Origin of the sequence: Flavobacterium sp. SORGH_AS_0622 (assembly GCF_030818825.1) — a bacterium.
GTDB lineage: Bacteria > Bacteroidota > Bacteroidia > Flavobacteriales > Flavobacteriaceae > Flavobacterium.
The window spans coordinates 2,433,574-2,452,854 of sequence record NZ_JAUTAX010000001.1 but is presented as its reverse complement, the minus strand read 5'-3'; the positions used below and the strand labels follow the sequence as shown (position 1 = coordinate 2,452,854).

Here is a 19,281-nt window from a genome sequence, read left to right as displayed (position 1 = left end):
TTAAGAACAAAAGGTGTCATAAGCACCTTTCGCTAACAAAGGTATAGAATATTTAGAAAATAATATTAAGCTCAGGCATTAAAAGCAGATTTCTGATTAAAAAAATATTTCAGAATTGAATAAAATTAACGCAAATTGTTATATTTGAAACACTAAAAAACAAAAAAGTAAATGATTTTTTACCGACAAAACCTAACCGACGCTCAATTATTAGACCTCTATAAAAAGATATTAAAACCCCGATTAATCGAAGAAAAGATGCTGATCTTGATTCGACAGGGAAAAGTTTCTAAATGGTTCTCCGGAATCGGGCAAGAAGCTATTGCTGTTGGTATTACAGCTGTTTTAGACTCATCTGAATACATACTTCCAATGCACCGAAATTTAGGTGTTTTTACTACAAGAGAAATTCCGCTTCATCGTTTATTTTCGCAATGGCAGGGAAAAGCAAACGGTTTTACAAAAGGCCGTGATAGAAGTTTTCACTTTGGAACACAAGAATATAATATTATTGGAATGATTTCGCATCTCGGTCCGCAGTTAGGAATTGCTGACGGAATTGCTTTAGCGGATAAACTTCAAAACAATAAAAAAATTACTGCCGTTTTTACAGGCGAAGGCGCAACAAGCGAGGGAGATTTTCATGAAGCATTGAATATTGCTGCAGTTTGGAAGCTCCCAGTAATGTTTATTATTGAAAATAACGGCTACGGACTTTCAACGCCGACAAATGAACAATATGCCTGCGAAAACCTTGCCGATAAAGGAATTGGCTACGGAATTGAAAGCTGGATTATTGACGGAAATAATATTGTAGAAGTTTATAATAAATTGTCTCAGCTTAAAAAAGAAATGCAGGAAAATCCGCGTCCCGTTTTATTGGAATTTAAAACGTTCAGGATGCGCGGCCATGAAGAGGCGAGCGGCATTAAATATGTTCCTCAAGATTTAATGGATCAGTGGGAACAAAGAGATCCAGTTACCAATTACAGAAAATATTTGACTGAAAATGATATTCTTACTTCAGAATTAGACGAGCAATTTCACGCAGAAATCAAACAAGAAATTGATGAGAATTGGGCAATGGCAAATGCCGAACCTGAAATTGAAGCAACTTATAGCGGAGAATTAGATGATGTTTACAAACCATATGAATATGAAGAGTATAGCCATAATTCTGAATTAGAAAATATTCGTTTTATAGATGCTATTCGAAATAGTTTAGAGCAATCTATGTGGCGCCATAAAAACCTTGTCATTATGGGACAGGATATCGCTGAATATGGAGGGGCTTTTAAAATTACAGATAATTTTGTTGACGTTTTTGGAAAAGACAGGGTTCGCAATACACCTATTTGTGAAAGTGCTGTTGTTTCGACAGGAATGGGACTTTCTATAAACGGTTATAAAGCAATTGTAGAAATGCAGTTTGCTGATTTTGTTTCAACAGGATTTAATCCGATTGTGAATTTATTGGCAAAATCACATTACCGCTGGGGCGAAAAAGCAGATGTTGTCGTTCGTATGCCTTGCGGAGGCGGAACGCAGGCAGGACCTTTCCATTCGCAGACCAATGAAGCTTGGTTTACCAAAACTCCTGGTTTGAAAGTGGTTTATCCAGCATTTCCCTACGATGCAAAAGGACTTTTAAACACTGCTATTAACGATCCAAATCCGGTCTTGTTTTTTGAACATAAATTATTGTACCGAAGTATTTATCAAGATGTTCCTAAAGATTACTATACGATTCCGTTTGGAAAAGCAGCTGTATTAAAAGAAGGAAACGCAGTTACGATAATCACTTTTGGTGCGCCAGTACACTGGGCTTTAGATACTTTAGCGCAACATCCAGAAATTGATGCCGATTTAATTGATTTAAGAACTTTACAGCCTTTGGATACTGAAACAATTTTTGCTTCTGTAAAAAAGACAGGAAAAGCTATTATTTATCAAGAAGACACTATGTTTGGTGGAATCGCAAGTGATATTTCTGCTTTGATTATGGAAAATTGTTTCGAATATTTGGATGCTCCAGTAAAAAGAGTTGCTAGTTTAGATTCGCCAATTCCGTTTACAAAAGCTTTAGAAGATCAATTTTTACCAAGAAATCGTTTTGAAGAAGTTTTACTTGAGCTTTTAAAATATTAAAATAGTGAGAAACTAAGATTCTGAGTTAAAAAACTTAGAATCTTAGCATCTTAGAAACTTAGTATCTTTATTTAGCTTCCACCTCAAACAACTGCACCTGATTTTTCAATCGGTCAATTAACAAATTCATCATTCGTTTGTTTAAACTTGAAGAGTTCTGAATGTAAGTATCATACTCTTGAATGGTAAAAAGCGCCATTACAATTCCTTTTAACGAATTTCTGAACTTAATATCTTTTTGAATTGAATTTTCAATTGCCTGTAATTTCTTTTCGACGGAATACGAATAAAAATCGGGTTTGTTTTTATTCACATAATTTATAAAAACCGCTACAAAAAGGTCGTTTTGAAGCTTTAAAATAGGTCGAATGGTTTGATTTTGAAAGATCTCATCTGGAGAAGATTGAGCACTTACAGTTCCTAAAGTTTCGCCTCTGAATTCTTTTAAAAAAGTGTCTCTATCTGCCATGTTTTTTCTTTAAAGTTAAATAAATAATCCCACAGTAAAAACCTATTTTTGTTTTTTATAAAATAAAAATATGCGATTATTTCTATTTCTGAGCTTACTGCTAGTCTCCTGCAATTCAAAAGAAGATAAAGATAAATACAATCATGCCCTTTATCGTGCTGTAAACAATAAAGATACTGCGGTTTTAGATATTCATATGAACGACAAACGTTTTTATGGACGATATGAAATTTCGCGTTACGGATATGGAAAAGATTCTGGCGACGTAAGAGGTGATCTTAAAGGCGATACACTTCGAGGCGATTATCATTATATTTCTTTTGGCGGAAGCTGGAAAAGAGTTCCACTTGCACTTTTAAAGAAGGATAACAAACTTTACTTAGGAAAAGGTGTTATCGGAACCTACTTCAACCTTCCCTGTTTTGTACCTGGAGTTCCAATTGAGTACAATAACTCAGAGTTTATTTTTGAGAGAATAGAGGAGTAGGAGATTGGTTTCAGGTTTCAGGTTTCAGGTTTCAGGTTTCAGGTTTCAGGTTTCAGGTTTCAGGTTTCAGGTTTCAGGTTCTTTGCGATAACTTGAAACCTGAAACTTGAAACAAAAAAACTATTCTAATTTTCCAATCTGAGAAGGAAGTTCAAATATTTCCAAATCAAAATAACCTACAGAAGCCATAACGTGGTCGAAAATATCTGCCATAATATATTCGTAGTTTGCCCAGCGTTTATCGCTTGAAAACACATAAATTTCTAACGGAACTCCGTGGGCTGTTGACTGCAATTGTCTGCACATAATATGCATGTTTTTATTCAATCCTGGATGATCCATCAAATACTGCATGATGTATTTTCGGAACAAACCTAAATTAGTCATATTACGTCCATTTAGCGAAAGCGTTTTGTCAACACCTCTCAAATCGTTGTATTTTTCAATCTCGGCTTGTCTACTGTCAATATAAGCTGTAATAAGTTGAATTTTTCGCATTTGAGCCAGATCTTCAGTATTCAAAAAACGAATCGTACTGCTTTTTATTAGAACATGTCTTTTAATACGTCTTCCTTCTGATTTCTGCATGCCGCGCCAGTTCTGAAAAGAATCTGAACTTAAAGCATAAGTAGGAATTGTAGTAATGGTATTATCAAAGTTTCGAACTTTTACTGTCGTCAAATTGATTTCAATAACATCTCCATCAGCACCAAATTTATCCATTGTAATCCAGTCGCCAATACGAACCATATCGTTGATTGCAACCTGAACACTGGAAACAAATCCAAGAATGGTATCCCTAAAAATCAAGATAATAATTGCCGAAAGCGTTCCTAGAATGGTTAAAAGTTCGCCTTTTTTGATTCCGAATAAAGTTGAAATAATAAGTGCCACTCCAAAAATCCAAAGCACAATCATAATTACCTGAACGAAACTATCGATCGGTTTATCGCTGTATTCTGGTTTTTGCTTTAAATAATCGCGTAACGAATTAAAAACGGTTCTAACGATCCATAATCCAAGTAATACAATATAAATACCAACTATTTTTCCGAACAATAATTCCCAATAATCGTACTTATCCAAAATAATTGGAACTGCTTTATAAATAAAGAAAAACGGAATTAAATAAGCGGTATATCTTGTGGTTTTGTTTTGGATTAAATAATCGTCAAATTTTGTTTTAGTACGCTGTGCAAAAACTGCTGTCAGGGTTACTAAAACAAATTTGGCAGCATAGTAAATAACGTATGCTAATGCTATTAAAATAATTATGTTAAAGATCAAACTGATATAAGACGCAAAGTTGCGGCTCATTCCCCAATCTCTAAAAACAGGATATAAAAAATTGAATACTTTATCCAAAAGCTTATGCATTTTCTAAGTATTTTTTCTCAATATAGAAAGTTCCAAAAGGAATAAGAGAAGCGATTAAAATGATCCCAAAAGTTTTTAAATCCCAATTTTGAGATTTTTTCAATAAAAAAGCCAAAATAATATATCCGATAAATAAAACACCATGTGTCATTCCTAACGGACGTAATAAGGTATGATAAAGTTCAGGATTATTCGTTTTGATAATAAGCATATTAGCGAATAACACTAAGTAAGAAATTCCTTCTAGGATGGCTGTAACTTTAAAAATCTTGAGCATTGATACTATTTTTTTAAATTATAGCAGCAAAATTAAGTATTATGGTTGGTTTTTAAGTTATGTATCAAGAAAGTAATTTACTTTTGTATTCTTAAACTTTGATAATGAGCAAACGCGATTTAAAAAAATATTTATCTGAATTAAATAAGGAACAACTCGAAGAACAATTGATCGAATTGTATGAAAAATTCAGTCCAGTAAAAGTATATTACGACTTTGTTTTTAATCCGAAAGAAGACAAATTACTGCAGGATGCCAAAGTTAAAATCTCACACGAATATTTCCCAATTAAAAAACCAGGAGCAAAATGGCGTCCGAGAGCCAAAATGCGTAGATCTGTCGCTCAAAAGCTTATAAAACATTTTATTATGCTTGGCGTTGATGCGTTCGTTATTGCAGATATAATGTTGTACAATATTGAAATTGCACAGACTTATTCTTCTCAAAATTTCATAAAACAAGAATTATTTTACAAAAGTATTTTTAATTCTTTTGAGCAGGCTGTCAATTTTATTGTTTCAAATGGCATTTTTAACGAATATAAATTGCGAATTAATGCAATTCAGCAAGAAACTTTAGACCAAAAATGGAAAAATAAGTACGATTTTGAAGCCATTTTGGAGAAAATCGACTACTAAATGCCTCTCTCATAAAAAATCTTAGTTTAAAAAAAACATTTATTTTAGGTTAAAATAAGATGAATAACTGTTTTTTCGGTGTATTTTTGCAAAAATCCAAAAATAAACAATGTCTCAAAACACTTTAGAAATAGAAAGAGAAGAGAAAAAAGAACTGTATGCATATCAAAAAGGTGATATTGATGCCATTTTTGACCGTTTAGACAATGCTCCTCCAAGACACCATTTACTGTACCAGCTTCCAACAGGAGGAGGAAAAACAGTAATATTTTCTGAAATCGTTCGCCGCTATTTATCTAATAATGATAAAAAAGTGGTTGTTTTAACGCACCGTATCGAACTTTGTAAACAAACTTCAAAGATGTTGACAGGTTTTGGTGTTACAAACAAAATTATCAATAGTAAGGTAAAAGAACTTCCAGACCAAAACGATTTTTCATGTTTTGTGGCTATGGTTGAAACTTTAAAAAACCGTATTAATGATGAAAAACTTCATTTGGATAATATTGGTTTGGTTATTATTGATGAGGCGCATTACAATTCATTTCGTAAATTATTAAACTCATTTAAAAATGCTTTTATTCTTGGAGTAACAGCAACGCCTTTGAGTTCTAATATAAAATTACCAATGCACCAAAGTTACCACGAACTTATTGTTGGTGATACAATTGGATCATTGATTGACAAAGGATTTTTAGCTAGAGCAACTACTTATAGTTATGATGTTGGTTTAACGTCATTAAAAGTAGGTATCAATGGTGATTATACAGTAAAATCATCTGATGATTTGTACACGAATACTTTGATGCAGGAAAAACTGCTTCATGCGTATACAGAACGTTCGTTAGGCAAGAAAACATTGATTTTCAATAACGGTATTCATACTTCTTTATATGTTTATGAAACATTTAGAGAAGCAGGTTATGATATTAGACACCTTGATAATACAAGTAGTTCTGAAGAACGTAAAGACATTTTGCAATGGTTTAAAAAGACTCCAGATGCGATTTTGACTTCTGTTGGAATTTTGACAACTGGTTTTGATGAGCCGACTGTAGAAACTATTATCTTGAACAGAGCAACAAAATCTCTGACTCTTTATTTTCAGATGATTGGCCGTGGTTCTCGTAAATTACCTGGAAAAGATGAATTTACAGTTATTGATTTAGGAAATAATGCTGCACGTTTTGGTTTATGGAGTGATCCTGTAAACTGGCAGCACATATTTAAATCGCCAGAGTTTTATTTGGAAAATCTGCGTGATGACCATGAAATTGAGTTGTTTTTCAAATATAGCATGCCGCCAGAATTGCGAGCTAAATTTAGTAAAACAGCCGATGTTACTTTTGATGTTGATGAAGAACATAAATTAATTATAAAACAAAATCTTCGTTCAAAAGTAGTTTTAGATAAATCGCTTGATCAGCATGCTGCAATGTGTGTAGACAATACTGAAACATTACAGGAAGCAAAATCATTAGCAAAAGAACTTGATGACGATATCGAAGATCGTATTAAGCGTTATTCTAAATGTTTGAGCCAGTGCAGTAAAAACTACCGTGAATGGCTTGTAGACGATTACAAACAAAGATTAACTTTATTAATAGGTAAAAAATATCGTGAGAAAATCATGAACGAGCCGGATTGATAAATTTTAGTTGAAAAGTTTCAGGTTTCATGTTTCAAGTTGTTGGAATCTAAAACATTAATATATTTACAAAAGGAGAAATAGCATTTCAGAGCAAATGTGATTTCTCCTTTACAACTTAATAAGTTTCTGTGTAACTTGAAACATGAAACTTGAAACAAAAACTAAATAACTATGTCTAAACAATTCTCAACATTAGGACTTTCAGCGCCAATTTTAAAAGCTTTAAGCGAATTAAACATTGTTGAACCTACTGAAATTCAACAAAAAACAATTCCGCTTTTATTGTCTGAAATCCATGACGTTGTGGGTTTAGCAAAAACTGGAACAGGAAAAACAGCTGCTTTTGGTTTACCAATATTACAATTGGTTAATTCAGAATCAACTGTAGTTCAAGCTGTTATTTTAGTTCCTACTAGAGAACTTGGACAGCAGATTTTTAGAAACTTAGAAGGATTTTCAAAATATATTCCTAATATATCTATTGCTTCAATCTGCGGAGGAACTCCTATAAAACCACAAATTGAAAGACTTAAAGAAGGCGCACAAATTGTTGTAGCAACTCCAGGACGTCTTATCGATTTGATTCAGCGTAAAGCAATTGATCTAAAGCAGACAGAATATTTAGTTTTGGATGAAGCCGATGAAATGGTTGCTATCCTGAAAGAAAGTTTAGACGAAATAGTCGCTGAATTACCAAAAAAACATCGTACACTATTATTTTCGGCAACGCTCCCTGGAACAATCAAACAACTGATTCAGAATTATTTGAACAAAAATGTAGTTCAAGTAAGTGCGAATATGGAAACTGTTGGAAACGAAGGAATTGATCACGAATATATTGTTGTTGATCCGATCGAAAAACTGGAAGTTTTAATGCATTTCTTGAATTCAAAAGATGGGGAACGTGGTATTATTTTCTGTAAAACTAAAGCTGCAGTTAATAAACTGGCTAAAAATCTGGCTATAAATAAGTTCTCATCTGGAGCACTTCATGGAAGTTTGAGCCAGGGAATCCGTGACAGGATTATGGAGCAATTTCGTGAAGGACATATCAATATTTTAGTCGCTACCGATTTGGCTGCTCGAGGAATAGACGTAAAAGAAATCTCTTATGTGGTGAATTACCATCTTCCTGATACATACGAAAATTATGTTCACAGAAGTGGAAGAACAGCAAGGGCAGGAGCAAAGGGACTTTCTCTAACAGTTTTACAACAAGAAGAAACTTCTGAAATTGCCGATTTTGAAAGAGAATTGGGAATTAAATTTTTAGAATTTAAAAAACCATCTGCAGCAAGTCTGGAAGAAAATAATATGCTTTTATGGGCAAAACAAATCTTCAAAACAAAACCAAATCATGAGATTGCTGCTGAATTAAAAACAAAAGTAAAGACGGTTTTTCATCATTTAACAAAAGAAGAACTAATCGAGAAATTGATGGCGAATTATATTTTGCAGAACAAAATCGATATAGTTGAAAAACCTGTTAAAAAATTCAAAAAGTAATAATTATGACTTTTGTCATTGTATATTAAAGTTGTACATTTATAAGGAATAATTTTATAATCCTACTTAAATTAACAACATATATGAAAATAGTCATTATTGGAGGTGGATTTGCAGGAATCAATCTGGCAAAAGAACTTGTAGACCATCCTCAAATACAAGTAACACTTGTAGACAAGAATAATTATAACTTTTTCCCACCACTTATATATCAAGTTGCTACGGCTTTTTTGGAGCCATCAAGCATCAGTTATCCTTTTAGAAAGTTTTTTGCAGGTAAAAAAAACCTGCAGTTTCGTTTAGGTGAATTATTATCTGTTGTCCCAGCAGAAAAGAAAATCGTGCTGAACAATGGAGAATTGACATACGATCATTTGGTTTTTGCAACTGGAGCCGAAACAAGCTACTTTGGCATGGAAAACGTAATGAAAAATGCCATTCCGATGAAGACATTAAATGATGCCATCGAAATGCGTAACGCATTGCTTAAAAACCTAGAAAAGGCTGCTATCTGTAAAGATATGCGCAAAAGACGCAAATTATTGACCATCGTAGTTGCCGGAGGAGGACCAACAGGAGTGGAGGTTTCTGGAATGTTTGCAGAAATGCGAAAAAATATACTTTTAAAAGAATATCCAGAATTAGATACATCGGCTAGTAATGTTTATTTAGTTGATGGAGGAGATGCTTTACTGTCTCCAATGAGTAAAGAATCTCAAAAAGATACTTTAGAGGCGTTGACAAAATTAGGAGTTGTGGTAAAACTAAACACTAAAGTTGTTGATTATGTAGATGATACTGTGTTTTTTGAAGGTGGAGAAACGATTAAAACTAAAAACTTAATCTGGGCCGCTGGAGTTTCTGCTAAAATTTTCGAAGGAATTCCGAAAGAAAGTTATGGCCGCGGAAGACGTATGGCAACTGACCAATACAATAAAGTAAACGGATTAGAAAATGTCTATGCGATTGGTGATACAGCAATTACTGCTGGAGATAAAAATTTCCCTGACGGACACCCACAGGTTGCGCAAGTTGCTATTCAACAAGGACTTAATCTAGCTAAAAACTTTAAAGCTATGGTTAAAAATAAACCTTTGACTCCATTTATGTATAAAGACAAAGGTTCTATGGCAATCATTGGAAAAAACAAAGCTGTAGTAGATTTACCAAGTCCAAAATGGCATTTTAAAGGATTTTTTGCTTGGGTTATCTGGCTGTTTATTCACTTGATTTCTTTGATTACTTACAGAAACAGATTAAATACATTCTGGAATTGGATGGTTGCTTATTTCGCAAAAGATCAATCTCTTAGAATGATTATTCGACCAGAAAAAAGACAGCAAAGTTAGAGTTTTTAAATTCCAAAAATTTAAATTCCAAAACTTTAAATTCCAAATTCCAAGATAGGAATCAAAAAAAAGCAGAATCTATATTTTTAGATTCTGCTTTTTTATAAGTTGGAATTTGGAATTTAAAAATTGAAAATTTAAAAGTTTTAATGAGCAATCATAACATCATCGCTATCCGAAAGTTCTACTTTATTTTTTATAAATCGTTTCCCGATATTTAAAATAATAAATGCTGTTATAGTTGTAGTTGCCATAATGGCAACCATTGGAGCTACAGAATCTTTTACGAAAACACCAATTGCAAATGATGCTAACGCACCTAATCCCAACTGAATAGCTCCCATTAAAGCAGATGCACTTCCTGTATTTTTAGCAAAAGGAGCAAGCGTTAATCCAGCTGTATTTGGATTTGAAATTCCTAAGCAGGCTAAAAATAAAAACAACATTCCGATAGTTTGGTATAATCCTAACAGGTCATTTAAAGCTAAAATCAAAAATACAATACTGATTATTGATTGCGCAATTAATGCTCCAAAAATCATTTGTTCACTCGAAAATCTCTTTAATAACATAGAATTCAATTGACTAGAACCAATAAAACTGACAGACATTAAAGCAAAAATCCAACCGTAAGTTTTGGCGTCAACCTTATAAATATCCATAAACACGATAGGAGATGCTGCTACATAAGAAAATAATCCTGAGAAAGCTATTGCTCCAGTGAAAGCATACGTATAAAATTGAGGTTCTTTTAAAACGGCTAAGAAATTAGTAATAATCGGTTTTGGTTTTAATGAAATTGAAGTGTCTGGTTTATAAGTGTTTGGAAGCCCAATTTGAGACGCCGTTAAAATTACAATTCCCATACACATTAATATAAAGAATACGGCGTGCCAGCCTAAATCTTCTGTAACGTAACCGCCAATTGTAGGCGCCAGCATTGGCGAAAGCCCGACAACAAGCATTAAAAGTGAAAATACTTTTGGAATATCCTTTACAGGAAACAAATCTCGAACCATTGCAACAGAAGCTACAGTTGCAGCACAACTTCCAATTGCCTGTACAAAACGAAGTAATATAAAAGAATCAATATCAGCAACATAAATACAGCCTAAAGAAGCCAAAATGTAAACAAGTAGACCGATGAAGAGCGGTTTTTTTCGTCCAAAACGATCCAATAATGGTCCATAAAGCAATTGTCCAGCGGAAATACCGATGAAATAACTCGATAAACTCATCGAAACTTTTGCTACAGTTGTATTTAAATCTTTTGCAATTCCAGAGAAACCAGGCAGATACATATCAATAGAAAAGGGACCTAAAGCTGTAAGTGAACCTAAAATGAGGATCAACTGAATATATTTTTTTGTTGTCATTTTCTTAAAAAAAGGCTTTTAATTTCGTGCAAAGGTAAAGATTTCATACCTTGTAGTATAACTTCAAGAAGTTTATAACAATAAATTACAGTTATTGCCAAATATTTTGGCGTAACTATTTATTAATCATTAATTTAAAAAATATGAAAAAGTACATTTTACTATTAACCATTTTATTTACATCTCTTTCTTTTGCTCAAACTATCACATCAAAACAAGAAGAGGCCAGTGTTGCCCAGTACGAACTCTTAAAAAAAGTAAATCAGTATTATCCTGATATAACTTTAAGTAAATCTGTAACAAATTTTTATGCAGATGGAAATGTTATTGATACACAGCAGGATTTTGATTTGAGAGGCACAAAATTTTCAAGCTACAAATTAGGAATTGAGCCTGGTAATAAAAAAGTAGTTTTTGATTATGTTTCAAATGAAGCTGGCCACGTATACGGCGACGTTACAATTTTTAACGGAAATGCTTTGAGAACAACTTTCAATGAAAAAACAAATCAAATTGACGTTTCATTAAATGGAAAATCAGTTTATTTGAAAAAATTATAGTTTTTATTAAACTTAGAAAAAGCATCATGATTCATGATGCTTTTTTTGTTTTATATTTGGTTCAAATTTTTATACAACAATCTACAATGAAAAAATTTCTTTTTCTGGCAATTTTAATTTCTCTAAAGTCATATTCACAGCATAATAGATTTTCTGGAACCTGGAGCAATGAAAATTGTAAAAACTGTAAAAAAGAATATATTTTCACAATTACAATCGCACAATCTAATTATGCGATTTTTGGAACTGCAGAAGTTACCAGTGAACATAAAGAATTAAATTCTGGAGTTTTAGAAGTTTCCGGATATGTTTATCCGCTTGGAGACAGAGCTCAAATCAAACTTAAAGATAAAGATGGAATTTCTGCAAGCGCAGTTTTAATTACGAATGAAGGAGTTTTACAATTCACAAAACGTGGTGGCGGAGATTTGGTTCCTAAAGACGTTGTTTTGAATAAATTATATGAATAGCTCTTCTATCAGAGTTATTTCAATTTGAACTATAATTTATATTATGTAAAATAGAATATTTTAAAAACCGCTGCTCATGCTTACTTTAAGCTTTTTTATATAACCGTTTACAAACGTCTCTGGGTACTCCTCTGAAAATATTTATTCTAAATTTAGTTTAAACGCAAACTGATAAATTTAAACTTTTTAAAAAAATAAACAGCCAAATCTTAACTTTAAAAAACCATTTTTAAGCCTTTAAATCAGTAATGTTTAACATTTTCTTAATATTCCTTATATTCTCATCAAGATGCTTTCATTGTAAGACTTTATTTTATTATTTTTACATTCGATACTTTAAAAATAAATTATCAAACATATGAATACAGTCGCTGAGCATATTGCAGATTTTTTAAAAGAATACAAACCATTTGATAATTTAACTTTTCAGGAATTATCAGATATTGCTACGAATATTCGTGTCATTAATTTAGAAAAACATGCGGTTTTGTTTCAAAATAACGATCCGCTTCATGATAGTTTTTATGTTGTAGCTTCTGGTGTAATTAATCTTACGACTATTGCAGATGCTGAAGAAACAATTATAAATAAATGTCACGAAGGAGATATTTTTGGTTTACGTCCGTTTTTTGCCAAAAATAATTACATGATGACCGCTAAAGCACGTGAAGAAAGTATTATATACGCTATTCCAATCGCTGTGTTTAGACCTTTTGTTGCTAATAACTCAGACGTTTTAAACTTTTTATTAGAAAGTTTTGCTGTAAATTCAAGACATACAAAAGACAGCGTGAGCTCAAACGGTAAACTGATTTCTGATACTGATTTCTTAGATCAGCAATCAGAAATGCAATATATTCAGTCACTTAACTACAATAATTCGCCATTAACAACGCAATCTAATCATATCATTAAAGATGTTGCGATCTTAATGACCGATTCGATGGTCGATAATATTATAATCTGCGAAAAAAATCATCCTATTGGTATTGTTACCAATGCCGATTTATCTTCAAAGATTGCAACAGGACGTTATCCTATTACTGAAACTATTGACAAAATTATGTCTTCGCCGGTTGTTACAGTTTTAGAAAATGTTTCATTAGCAGAAGCGCAATTGTTAATGCTGAAACATAATGTGACACACCTATGCGTTACAAAAGACGGAACAAGCAAATCTGTTGTAAAAGGAATTATTTCTGAACATGATCTTATTGTGGCTCAAGCCAGTAACCCTGGTGTTTTAATTAAAGAAATTAAACGTTCGCAGCTTCCGAAAGATTTAAAACAAATACGTGATCGTTTATCTGATTTGATTCAAAATTCAATTCAAAAAAATATTCCAATTTCGCATGTAAGTAATATTGCGAGCGAAATTAATCTGGCAATCATTAAACGCGCTGTTGAGCTTTCTATTTTAGATTTAGGCTCCCCTCCTGCACGTTTTGCATGGTTAAGTATTGGAAGTCAAGGCCGCAAGGAACAACTGTTACTTACAGACCAAGACAGTATTCTAATTTTTGAAGATGTTACACCTGAAAAATACAGAGAAGTAAAAGATTATTTCTTGAGATTAGCAAAAAGAACAACTTCTATACTTGAAAAAGTAGGTTACGAATATTGCCCTAATGGACATATGGGAAGCAACATGCTTTGGTGTAAGTCATTGAGTGACTGGACAAAACAGTACAACAGCTGGATGAATACTCCAGGTGAAAACAGTAATGATTTGAGCAGTATTTTCTTTGATTATGAAATTGTTTTTGGTGAACCAAAAATTGAAGAAGCTATTGAAAATGTCATTTTCAAAAATGCTGTCAACAATACTTTGTTTTTTGACTTTTTAGGAAATGATGCCTTAAAAAGAAATTCTCCTTTAAGCTTCTTTAAGAAATTTATTGTTGAAGAAGAAGGTCCGCATAAAGGTAAATTTGATATAAAAACACGTGCTTTAATGCCATTAATTGATGGTGCGCGTTTATTGATATTAAATGCTAACATTAAAGGAATTCAAAATACTTACTTAAGATTCAAACAATTAGCGATAACAGATTCTAAAAACGCAGAAATTTATTTAAGCTGTGCAGATGCTTTCTTAACGCTTTCGAAATTTAGAACTGTTGAAGGATTAAAAAATGACGACTCTGGCCAATATATTAATTTAAGAGAAATGTCAAAAACTGACAAAGAGAAATTAAAAAATGCTTTAACCCCAATGAAAGACCTGGAGGAACTGATTAAGAGTAAATTTCAATTGACACAATTCTCATAAAATATGCTAGACTGGCTGAAAAATATTAATAAAGACTATCCAGAATTCTGGAAAGATTATTTAACTAAATTCGAAACTAAACCTAATAAGTTTGTTGTTCTATCAACAGAAACATCAGGGTTAAATCCGGATAGAGATGTTATATTGTCTCTTGGTGCGTTCTCAGTTATTGATGATAGTATTGTTATTAAAGAAAGTTTTGAAACTGTTTTACTTCAATACAAATATCTTCAGGATAATGGTCTTTCAAATGAATTTATCATTGAAAGCAAAATGATGAAAATGCCTGAACCAGATGCACTTGAAGCTTTTGTTAATTTTATCGGAAATTCAGTTTTGGTCGGACATCATATTAATTTTGATGTGGAAATGCTCAATGCAGCTTTAGAACGTCTGGATTGCGGCAGATTAAAAAATGAAGCTCTTGATGTTGACGTGATGTACAGAAAACTAACTGATATAAATGACAAACAGTTTTCGCTTGACGATTTATGCGAAATTTATAAAATTCCGAAAAGCGATCGAAATTCTTCTTCTGAAGATGCTTACAGAATTGGTTTGCTATTTTTGAAGTTAAAATCTCGTTTAGGAATTAAATAAAAGTAAAATTTCTTTTTTTAAATTTTTATAAAAGAAAATAATGCGGTTGCCAGACTGGGCGAAGTCGAAGTCTCGCAAAGTGATTCTGCAAACGGAGTTCGACTTCGCTAAGTCCAACATATTATTAAGCCATTTTTCTTTTAGATTAAAATATAAAAAAATGCCTCTTAAATTTAAGAGGCATTTTTTATTTTTCTATAGTTTACTTAAGAAATTCTTTCTTTCATAATTTGTTCTACAACTTCTGGATTTAATAAAGTTGAAGTATCACCAAAATTAGAAAAATCTCCTTCAGCTATTTTACGTAAAATTCTACGCATGATTTTTCCTGAACGTGTTTTTGGCAAACCAGATACAAACTGAATTTTATCTAATTTAGCAATTGGTCCAATGTGATCTGCAATATATTGATTGATCTCTTTAGACAAATTCTCTTTATTTCTAACTTCTCCAGTTTCTTTTAGAATAACGTAACCATACAAAGCATTTCCTTTAATATCATGAGGGAATCCAACAATAGCAGATTCTGCAACTGCAGGGTGTTCGTTGATTGCATCTTCAATTGGCGCTGTTCCTAAATTGTGGCCAGAAACAATTACAACGTCATCTACTCTACCTGTAATTCTGTAATATCCTACTTCATCTCTTAATGCTCCGTCTCCTGTAAAATATTTTCCAGGAAAAGCAGAGAAATAAGTTTCTTTGTAACGTTCGTGATTATTCCATATAGTTCTAGCAATTCCAGGCCACGGGAATTTAATACATAAACTTCCCACTACTTGGTTTCCTTCAATTTCATTACGTTTCTCATCCATCAAAACGGGTTGAATTCCTGGTAATGGTAAAGTTGCATAAGTAGGTTTTGTAGGTGTAACAAACGCAATCGGTGAAATCATGATTCCTCCAGTTTCTGTCTGCCACCATGTATCTACAACTGGACATCTTTTATCTCCAACATGGTCATTGAACCAGTGCCAAGCTTCCTCGTTAATTGGTTCTCCAACAGATCCAATAACTTTAAGAGATTTTAGAGGATATTTTTGAATATAATCTAGGCTTTCTTTTGCTAACGAACGAATTGCTGTTGGTGCTGTATAGAATTGTGTAATTTTATGTTTTTCGATAATTTCCCAAAAACGGCTGAAATCAGGGTAAGAAGGAACACCTTCAAAAAGTACAGTCGTACCTCCATTTAATAATGGTCCGTATAATATATAAGAATGTCCTGTGATCCAGCCTATATCTGCTGTACACCAGAAAATATCATTTTCTTCGTGGCTGAAAACATTTTTAAAAGTATACGCTGTATAAACCATGTAACCAGCAGTAGTGTGAACCATTCCTTTTGGTTTACCTGTTGATCCTGAAGTATATAAAATAAACAAAGGATCTTCTGCATCCATAATTTCGGCAACACTATTGTCTAAAGCTGCATCTAATAATGGCTGTAACCAGATATCACGGCCTTCTTTCATTTTTACATCAGTTTTAGTTCTTTTTGCCACTAAAACTTTTTCTACAGATGGACAAGTTTCTAAAGCTTCGTCAACAATTCCCTTTAAGTCAATTGTTTTGTTACCTCTATAACCTCCATCAGATGTGATAACCATTTTACATTCGCAGTCGTTAATTCTTGCAGATACTGCAGATGCAGAAAATCCAGCAAAAACAACAGAATGTATCGCTCCAATTCTAGCACAAGCCAATACAGCAACGGCTAATTCTGGAATCATTGGCAAATAAATACAAACTCTATCTCCTTTTCGAACACCCTGCTCGCGAAGAACGTTTGCCATTTTTGAAACTCTTTCGTATAATTCGTTATACGTTATATGTAAAGCATCTTCAGAAGGATCGTTTGGCTCAAAAATAATAGCCGTTTTATCTCCCCTTTTGCTTAAATGTCTATCGATACAGTTTTTGGTAATGTTAACTTTAGCTTCTGTAAACCATTTTACTTCCGCATCAGCCATATTAAAATCAACTACTTTTTCCCATTGTTGGTACCATGTGAAATTCTCCTCAGCTATTTTTCCCCAAAATTTTCTTGGCTCCCTTATTGACTTATTGTAATGTTTAAAATATTGTTCTAAATTTTCAATTTTGTAATAGCTCATCGTTTGTTGAATTTTTTTATAAATGTATTAAATCTGAATGTATTCTAGAAACAATTTAATTCATAAATTTTATCAAAAAAAAACATTTCTTTAATAAAATATTACAATTATTTGCATATGATATAAAATTTTACTTTTAAACCAAAATAGAAAGGGCAAAAAAGGCATAATAAATAGATATTATGCCTTTTTTAATTTAACAAATTTCAATAACAATTAATTTCTTAAATGCCTTACCATACTTTTCTCTATTTTGAAAATAGCAGCATCATTATTAATTAAAACAGAAATTTCAACAAGTATATTTTATCAAATATACCCCATTATAAGGGATCAGCTTCACTTAACTACTCTCACAGAAGTTAAGTGAATGCAATATGCATCTATATCTTTTTTCTTTAATAAGTGCTTACTAATTCAAAATATTACAAATCATTGATACAGTGCAAAACCCGCAAAATCCAATTTTGCGGGAATTCCCAAATTTTTTAATTATCCAATTTTTTTCATAGCTGTCATAGACTCTCTCAACCATGCTCCAACTTCTTCGATAGGATGCTGGCGGATTTCTTTGTTTACAGCGATTAATACTGCGTTGTCTACTCCATTTGAAGTTGAAAATGGTTTACCAATAATATTAGTATCCACTTTTTTCATGAATTCAGTCAATAAAGGCTTACATGCATGATCAAATAAGTAACAACCATATTCAGCAGTATCAGAAATTACACGGTTCATTTCGAATAATTTCTTTCTTGCAATTGTATTTGCAATTAATGGCAATTCGTGTAATGACTCATAGTAAGCTGATTCTTCGATGATACCTGCTTCAGTCATTGTTTCAAAAGCTAACTCAACACCAGCTTTTACCATTGCAATCATCAATACTCCATTATCAAAATATTCTTGCTCAGAAATTGGAGCTTCTTGCGGAGCTGTTTTTTCGAAGTTAGTTTCTCCTGTTGCAGCTCTCCATTTTAATAAATTCACATCGTCATTAGCCCAGTCGATCATCATAGTTCTTGAGAATTCTCCAGAAATAATATCGTCTTGGTGTTTTTGGAATAATGGACGCATAATGTCTTTTAATTCTTCAGCTAATTCATAAGCTTCAATTTTAGAAGGATTATTTAAACGATCCATCATATTTGTGATACCGCCGTGTTTTAAAGCCTCAGTGATAGTTTCCCATCCGTATTGAATTAATTTAGAAGCGTATGCTGCATCAATTCCTTTTTCAACCATTTTATCAAAACATAAAATAGATCCAGTCTGCAATAAACCGCAAAGAATTGTCTGCTCACCCATTAAATCTGATTTAACTTCAGCTACGAAAGATGATCTTAAAACTCCAGCTCTGTGTCCTCCAGTTGCAACGGCGTAAGCTTTTGCCTGATCTAAACCAAAACCGTTTGGATCGTTTTCTGGGTGAACTGCAATAAGTGTTGGCACACCAAAACCTCTTTTGTACTCTTCACGAACCTCAGAACCAGGACATTTAGGAGCACACATAATAACAGTGATATCTTTACGAATCTGCATTCCTTCTTCTACAATGTTGAATCCGTGAGAATAAGCTAGCGTAGAATCTTTTTTCATTAATGGCATAATAGCATTTACCACAGCTGTATGTTGTTTGTCTGGTGTAAGGTTACAAACTAAATCTGCAGTTGGAATCAATTCTTCATAAGTTCCTACAGTGAAACCATTTTCAGTTGCATTTTTATAAGAAGCTCTTTTTTCAGCTATTGCATCTGCACGTAATGCATAAGAAATATCTAAACCAGAATCTCTCATATTTAATCCTTGATTCAAACCTTGTGCTCCACAGCCTACAATTACAACTTTTTTTCCTGCTAATGCCGCAATTCCGTCTGCAAACTCAGACTGCTCCATAAATTCGCAAACTCCTAATTGTTCTAATTGTAATCTAAGTGGTAATGTATTGAAATAATTTGCCATTTTTGTTTTAATGTTTAATGAT

Annotated in this window: 16 protein-coding genes; 10 read left to right on the top strand and 6 right to left on the bottom strand. The window is 32.6% G+C overall.

All coding sequences use genetic code 11. The features are described 5' to 3' along the window. The first annotated feature begins 171 nt into the window (after positions 1-171). Positions 172-2,148 carry a dehydrogenase E1 component subunit alpha/beta gene (locus tag QE431_RS10625; RefSeq protein ID WP_307295566.1) on the top strand — a complete coding sequence of 659 codons (1,977 nt, stop codon included), beginning with the start codon at positions 172-174 and terminating at the stop codon, positions 2,146-2,148. A 67-nt stretch (positions 2,149-2,215) separates the two neighbouring features. Here QE431_RS10625 and QE431_RS10620 read toward each other — a convergent pair whose 3' ends face one another. Beyond that, positions 2,216-2,617: a glyoxalase gene (locus QE431_RS10620; protein WP_307295564.1), complete on the bottom strand. Its 402-nt coding sequence runs from the start codon at positions 2,615-2,617 to the stop codon at positions 2,216-2,218. Between the two features lie 70 nt (positions 2,618-2,687). Here QE431_RS10620 and QE431_RS10615 point away from each other — a divergent pair, with 70 nt between their 5' ends. Continuing rightward, entirely contained in the window at positions 2,688-3,104 is a 417-nt protein-coding gene (locus QE431_RS10615; RefSeq protein WP_307295562.1) for a hypothetical protein, read from the top strand. Positions 3,105-3,224: 120 nt separating this feature from the next. Here QE431_RS10615 and QE431_RS10610 read toward each other — a convergent pair whose 3' ends face one another. Both QE431_RS10610 and QE431_RS10605 read right to left on the bottom strand, forming a co-directional pair. Then, entirely contained in the window at positions 3,225-4,481 is a 1,257-nt protein-coding gene (locus QE431_RS10610; RefSeq protein ID WP_057117971.1) for a mechanosensitive ion channel family protein, read from the bottom strand. Beyond that, positions 4,474-4,758, bottom strand: coding sequence for a DUF3817 domain-containing protein (locus QE431_RS10605; RefSeq protein ID WP_057117972.1), 285 nt, complete (start codon positions 4,756-4,758; stop codon positions 4,474-4,476). Before QE431_RS10605 ends, QE431_RS10610 begins: the two co-directional genes overlap by 8 nt. 104 nt (positions 4,759-4,862) lie before the next feature. On the opposite strand from QE431_RS10605, the gene QE431_RS10600 reads away from it, so the two are divergent. The 4 genes from QE431_RS10600 to QE431_RS10585 all read left to right on the top strand — a co-directional run bounded on the left by QE431_RS10600 (position 4,863) and on the right by QE431_RS10585 (position 9,902). Then, complete coding sequence (locus QE431_RS10600) at positions 4,863-5,396, top strand: DUF6155 family protein (RefSeq protein ID WP_057117973.1); 534 nt, start codon at positions 4,863-4,865, stop codon at positions 5,394-5,396. A 109-nt stretch (positions 5,397-5,505) separates the two neighbouring features. Then, positions 5,506-7,044, top strand: coding sequence for a DEAD/DEAH box helicase (locus tag QE431_RS10595; RefSeq protein WP_057117974.1), 1,539 nt, complete (start codon positions 5,506-5,508; stop codon positions 7,042-7,044). Positions 7,045-7,218: 174 nt separating this feature from the next. Further along, positions 7,219-8,553, top strand: a complete 1,335-nt coding sequence (locus QE431_RS10590; RefSeq protein ID WP_307295558.1) for a DEAD/DEAH box helicase — start codon at positions 7,219-7,221, stop codon at positions 8,551-8,553. Between the two features lie 83 nt (positions 8,554-8,636). Then, positions 8,637-9,902, top strand: coding sequence for an NAD(P)/FAD-dependent oxidoreductase (locus QE431_RS10585; RefSeq protein ID WP_057117976.1), 1,266 nt, complete (start codon positions 8,637-8,639; stop codon positions 9,900-9,902). Between the two features lie 146 nt (positions 9,903-10,048). Here the strand turns inward: QE431_RS10585 and QE431_RS10580 are convergent, their stop codons facing one another. After that, positions 10,049-11,278 (bottom strand): multidrug effflux MFS transporter, encoded by a 1,230-nt coding sequence (locus QE431_RS10580; protein ID WP_307295556.1) that lies wholly within the window; start codon positions 11,276-11,278, stop codon positions 10,049-10,051. Positions 11,279-11,421: 143 nt separating this feature from the next. Between QE431_RS10580 and QE431_RS10575 the strand changes: the two genes are divergently transcribed. The 4 genes from QE431_RS10575 (at position 11,422) to QE431_RS10560 (ending at position 15,180) form a co-directional block, all read left to right on the top strand. Beyond that, complete coding sequence (locus tag QE431_RS10575; protein WP_057117978.1) at positions 11,422-11,838, top strand: hypothetical protein; 417 nt, start codon at positions 11,422-11,424, stop codon at positions 11,836-11,838. 86 nt (positions 11,839-11,924) lie between these two features. Next, the gene (locus tag QE431_RS10570) at positions 11,925-12,308 is read left to right on the top strand and encodes a hypothetical protein (protein ID WP_281865639.1); all 384 of its coding nucleotides are present in this window, start codon (positions 11,925-11,927) and stop codon (positions 12,306-12,308) included. 358 nt (positions 12,309-12,666) lie between these two features. Next, positions 12,667-14,580, top strand: a complete 1,914-nt coding sequence (locus tag QE431_RS10565) for a DUF294 nucleotidyltransferase-like domain-containing protein (RefSeq protein WP_057117990.1) — start codon at positions 12,667-12,669, stop codon at positions 14,578-14,580. 3 nt (positions 14,581-14,583) lie between these two features. Next, positions 14,584-15,180: a 3'-5' exonuclease gene (locus QE431_RS10560; protein WP_134141297.1), complete on the top strand. Its 597-nt coding sequence runs from the start codon at positions 14,584-14,586 to the stop codon at positions 15,178-15,180. Positions 15,181-15,386: 206 nt separating this feature from the next. Here the strand turns inward: QE431_RS10560 and acs are convergent, their stop codons facing one another. Further along, a complete protein-coding gene (gene acs / locus QE431_RS10555) occupies positions 15,387-17,297 on the bottom strand; it encodes an acetate--CoA ligase (protein ID WP_057117992.1) in 1,911 nt (636 codons plus the stop codon). 492 nt (positions 17,298-17,789) lie between these two features. After that, positions 17,790-19,259, bottom strand: coding sequence for a ketol-acid reductoisomerase (gene ilvC, locus QE431_RS10550; RefSeq protein WP_281865637.1), 1,470 nt, complete (start codon positions 19,257-19,259; stop codon positions 17,790-17,792). Positions 19,260-19,281 lie beyond the last annotated feature (22 nt).

Coding starts and splice junctions, on each gene's coding strand:
- ilvC (WP_281865637.1), bottom strand. CDS start 19,259: ATGGCAAATTATTTCAATACATTACCACTTAGATTACAATTAGAACAA.
- QE431_RS10600 (WP_057117973.1), top strand. CDS start 4,863: ATGAGCAAACGCGATTTAAAAAAATATTTATCTGAATTAAATAAGGAA.
- QE431_RS10580 (WP_307295556.1), bottom strand. CDS start 11,278: ATGACAACAAAAAAATATATTCAGTTGATCCTCATTTTAGGTTCACTT.
- QE431_RS10585 (WP_057117976.1), top strand. CDS start 8,637: ATGAAAATAGTCATTATTGGAGGTGGATTTGCAGGAATCAATCTGGCA.
- QE431_RS10605 (WP_057117972.1), bottom strand. CDS start 4,758: ATGCTCAAGATTTTTAAAGTTACAGCCATCCTAGAAGGAATTTCTTAC.
- QE431_RS10590 (WP_307295558.1), top strand. CDS start 7,219: ATGTCTAAACAATTCTCAACATTAGGACTTTCAGCGCCAATTTTAAAA.
- QE431_RS10570 (WP_281865639.1), top strand. CDS start 11,925: ATGAAAAAATTTCTTTTTCTGGCAATTTTAATTTCTCTAAAGTCATAT.
- QE431_RS10620 (WP_307295564.1), bottom strand. CDS start 2,617: ATGGCAGATAGAGACACTTTTTTAAAAGAATTCAGAGGCGAAACTTTA.
- QE431_RS10575 (WP_057117978.1), top strand. CDS start 11,422: ATGAAAAAGTACATTTTACTATTAACCATTTTATTTACATCTCTTTCT.
- QE431_RS10625 (WP_307295566.1), top strand. CDS start 172: ATGATTTTTTACCGACAAAACCTAACCGACGCTCAATTATTAGACCTC.
- QE431_RS10595 (WP_057117974.1), top strand. CDS start 5,506: ATGTCTCAAAACACTTTAGAAATAGAAAGAGAAGAGAAAAAAGAACTG.
- QE431_RS10560 (WP_134141297.1), top strand. CDS start 14,584: ATGCTAGACTGGCTGAAAAATATTAATAAAGACTATCCAGAATTCTGG.
- QE431_RS10610 (WP_057117971.1), bottom strand. CDS start 4,481: ATGCATAAGCTTTTGGATAAAGTATTCAATTTTTTATATCCTGTTTTT.
- QE431_RS10615 (WP_307295562.1), top strand. CDS start 2,688: ATGCGATTATTTCTATTTCTGAGCTTACTGCTAGTCTCCTGCAATTCA.
- QE431_RS10565 (WP_057117990.1), top strand. CDS start 12,667: ATGAATACAGTCGCTGAGCATATTGCAGATTTTTTAAAAGAATACAAA.
- acs (WP_057117992.1), bottom strand. CDS start 17,297: ATGAGCTATTACAAAATTGAAAATTTAGAACAATATTTTAAACATTAC.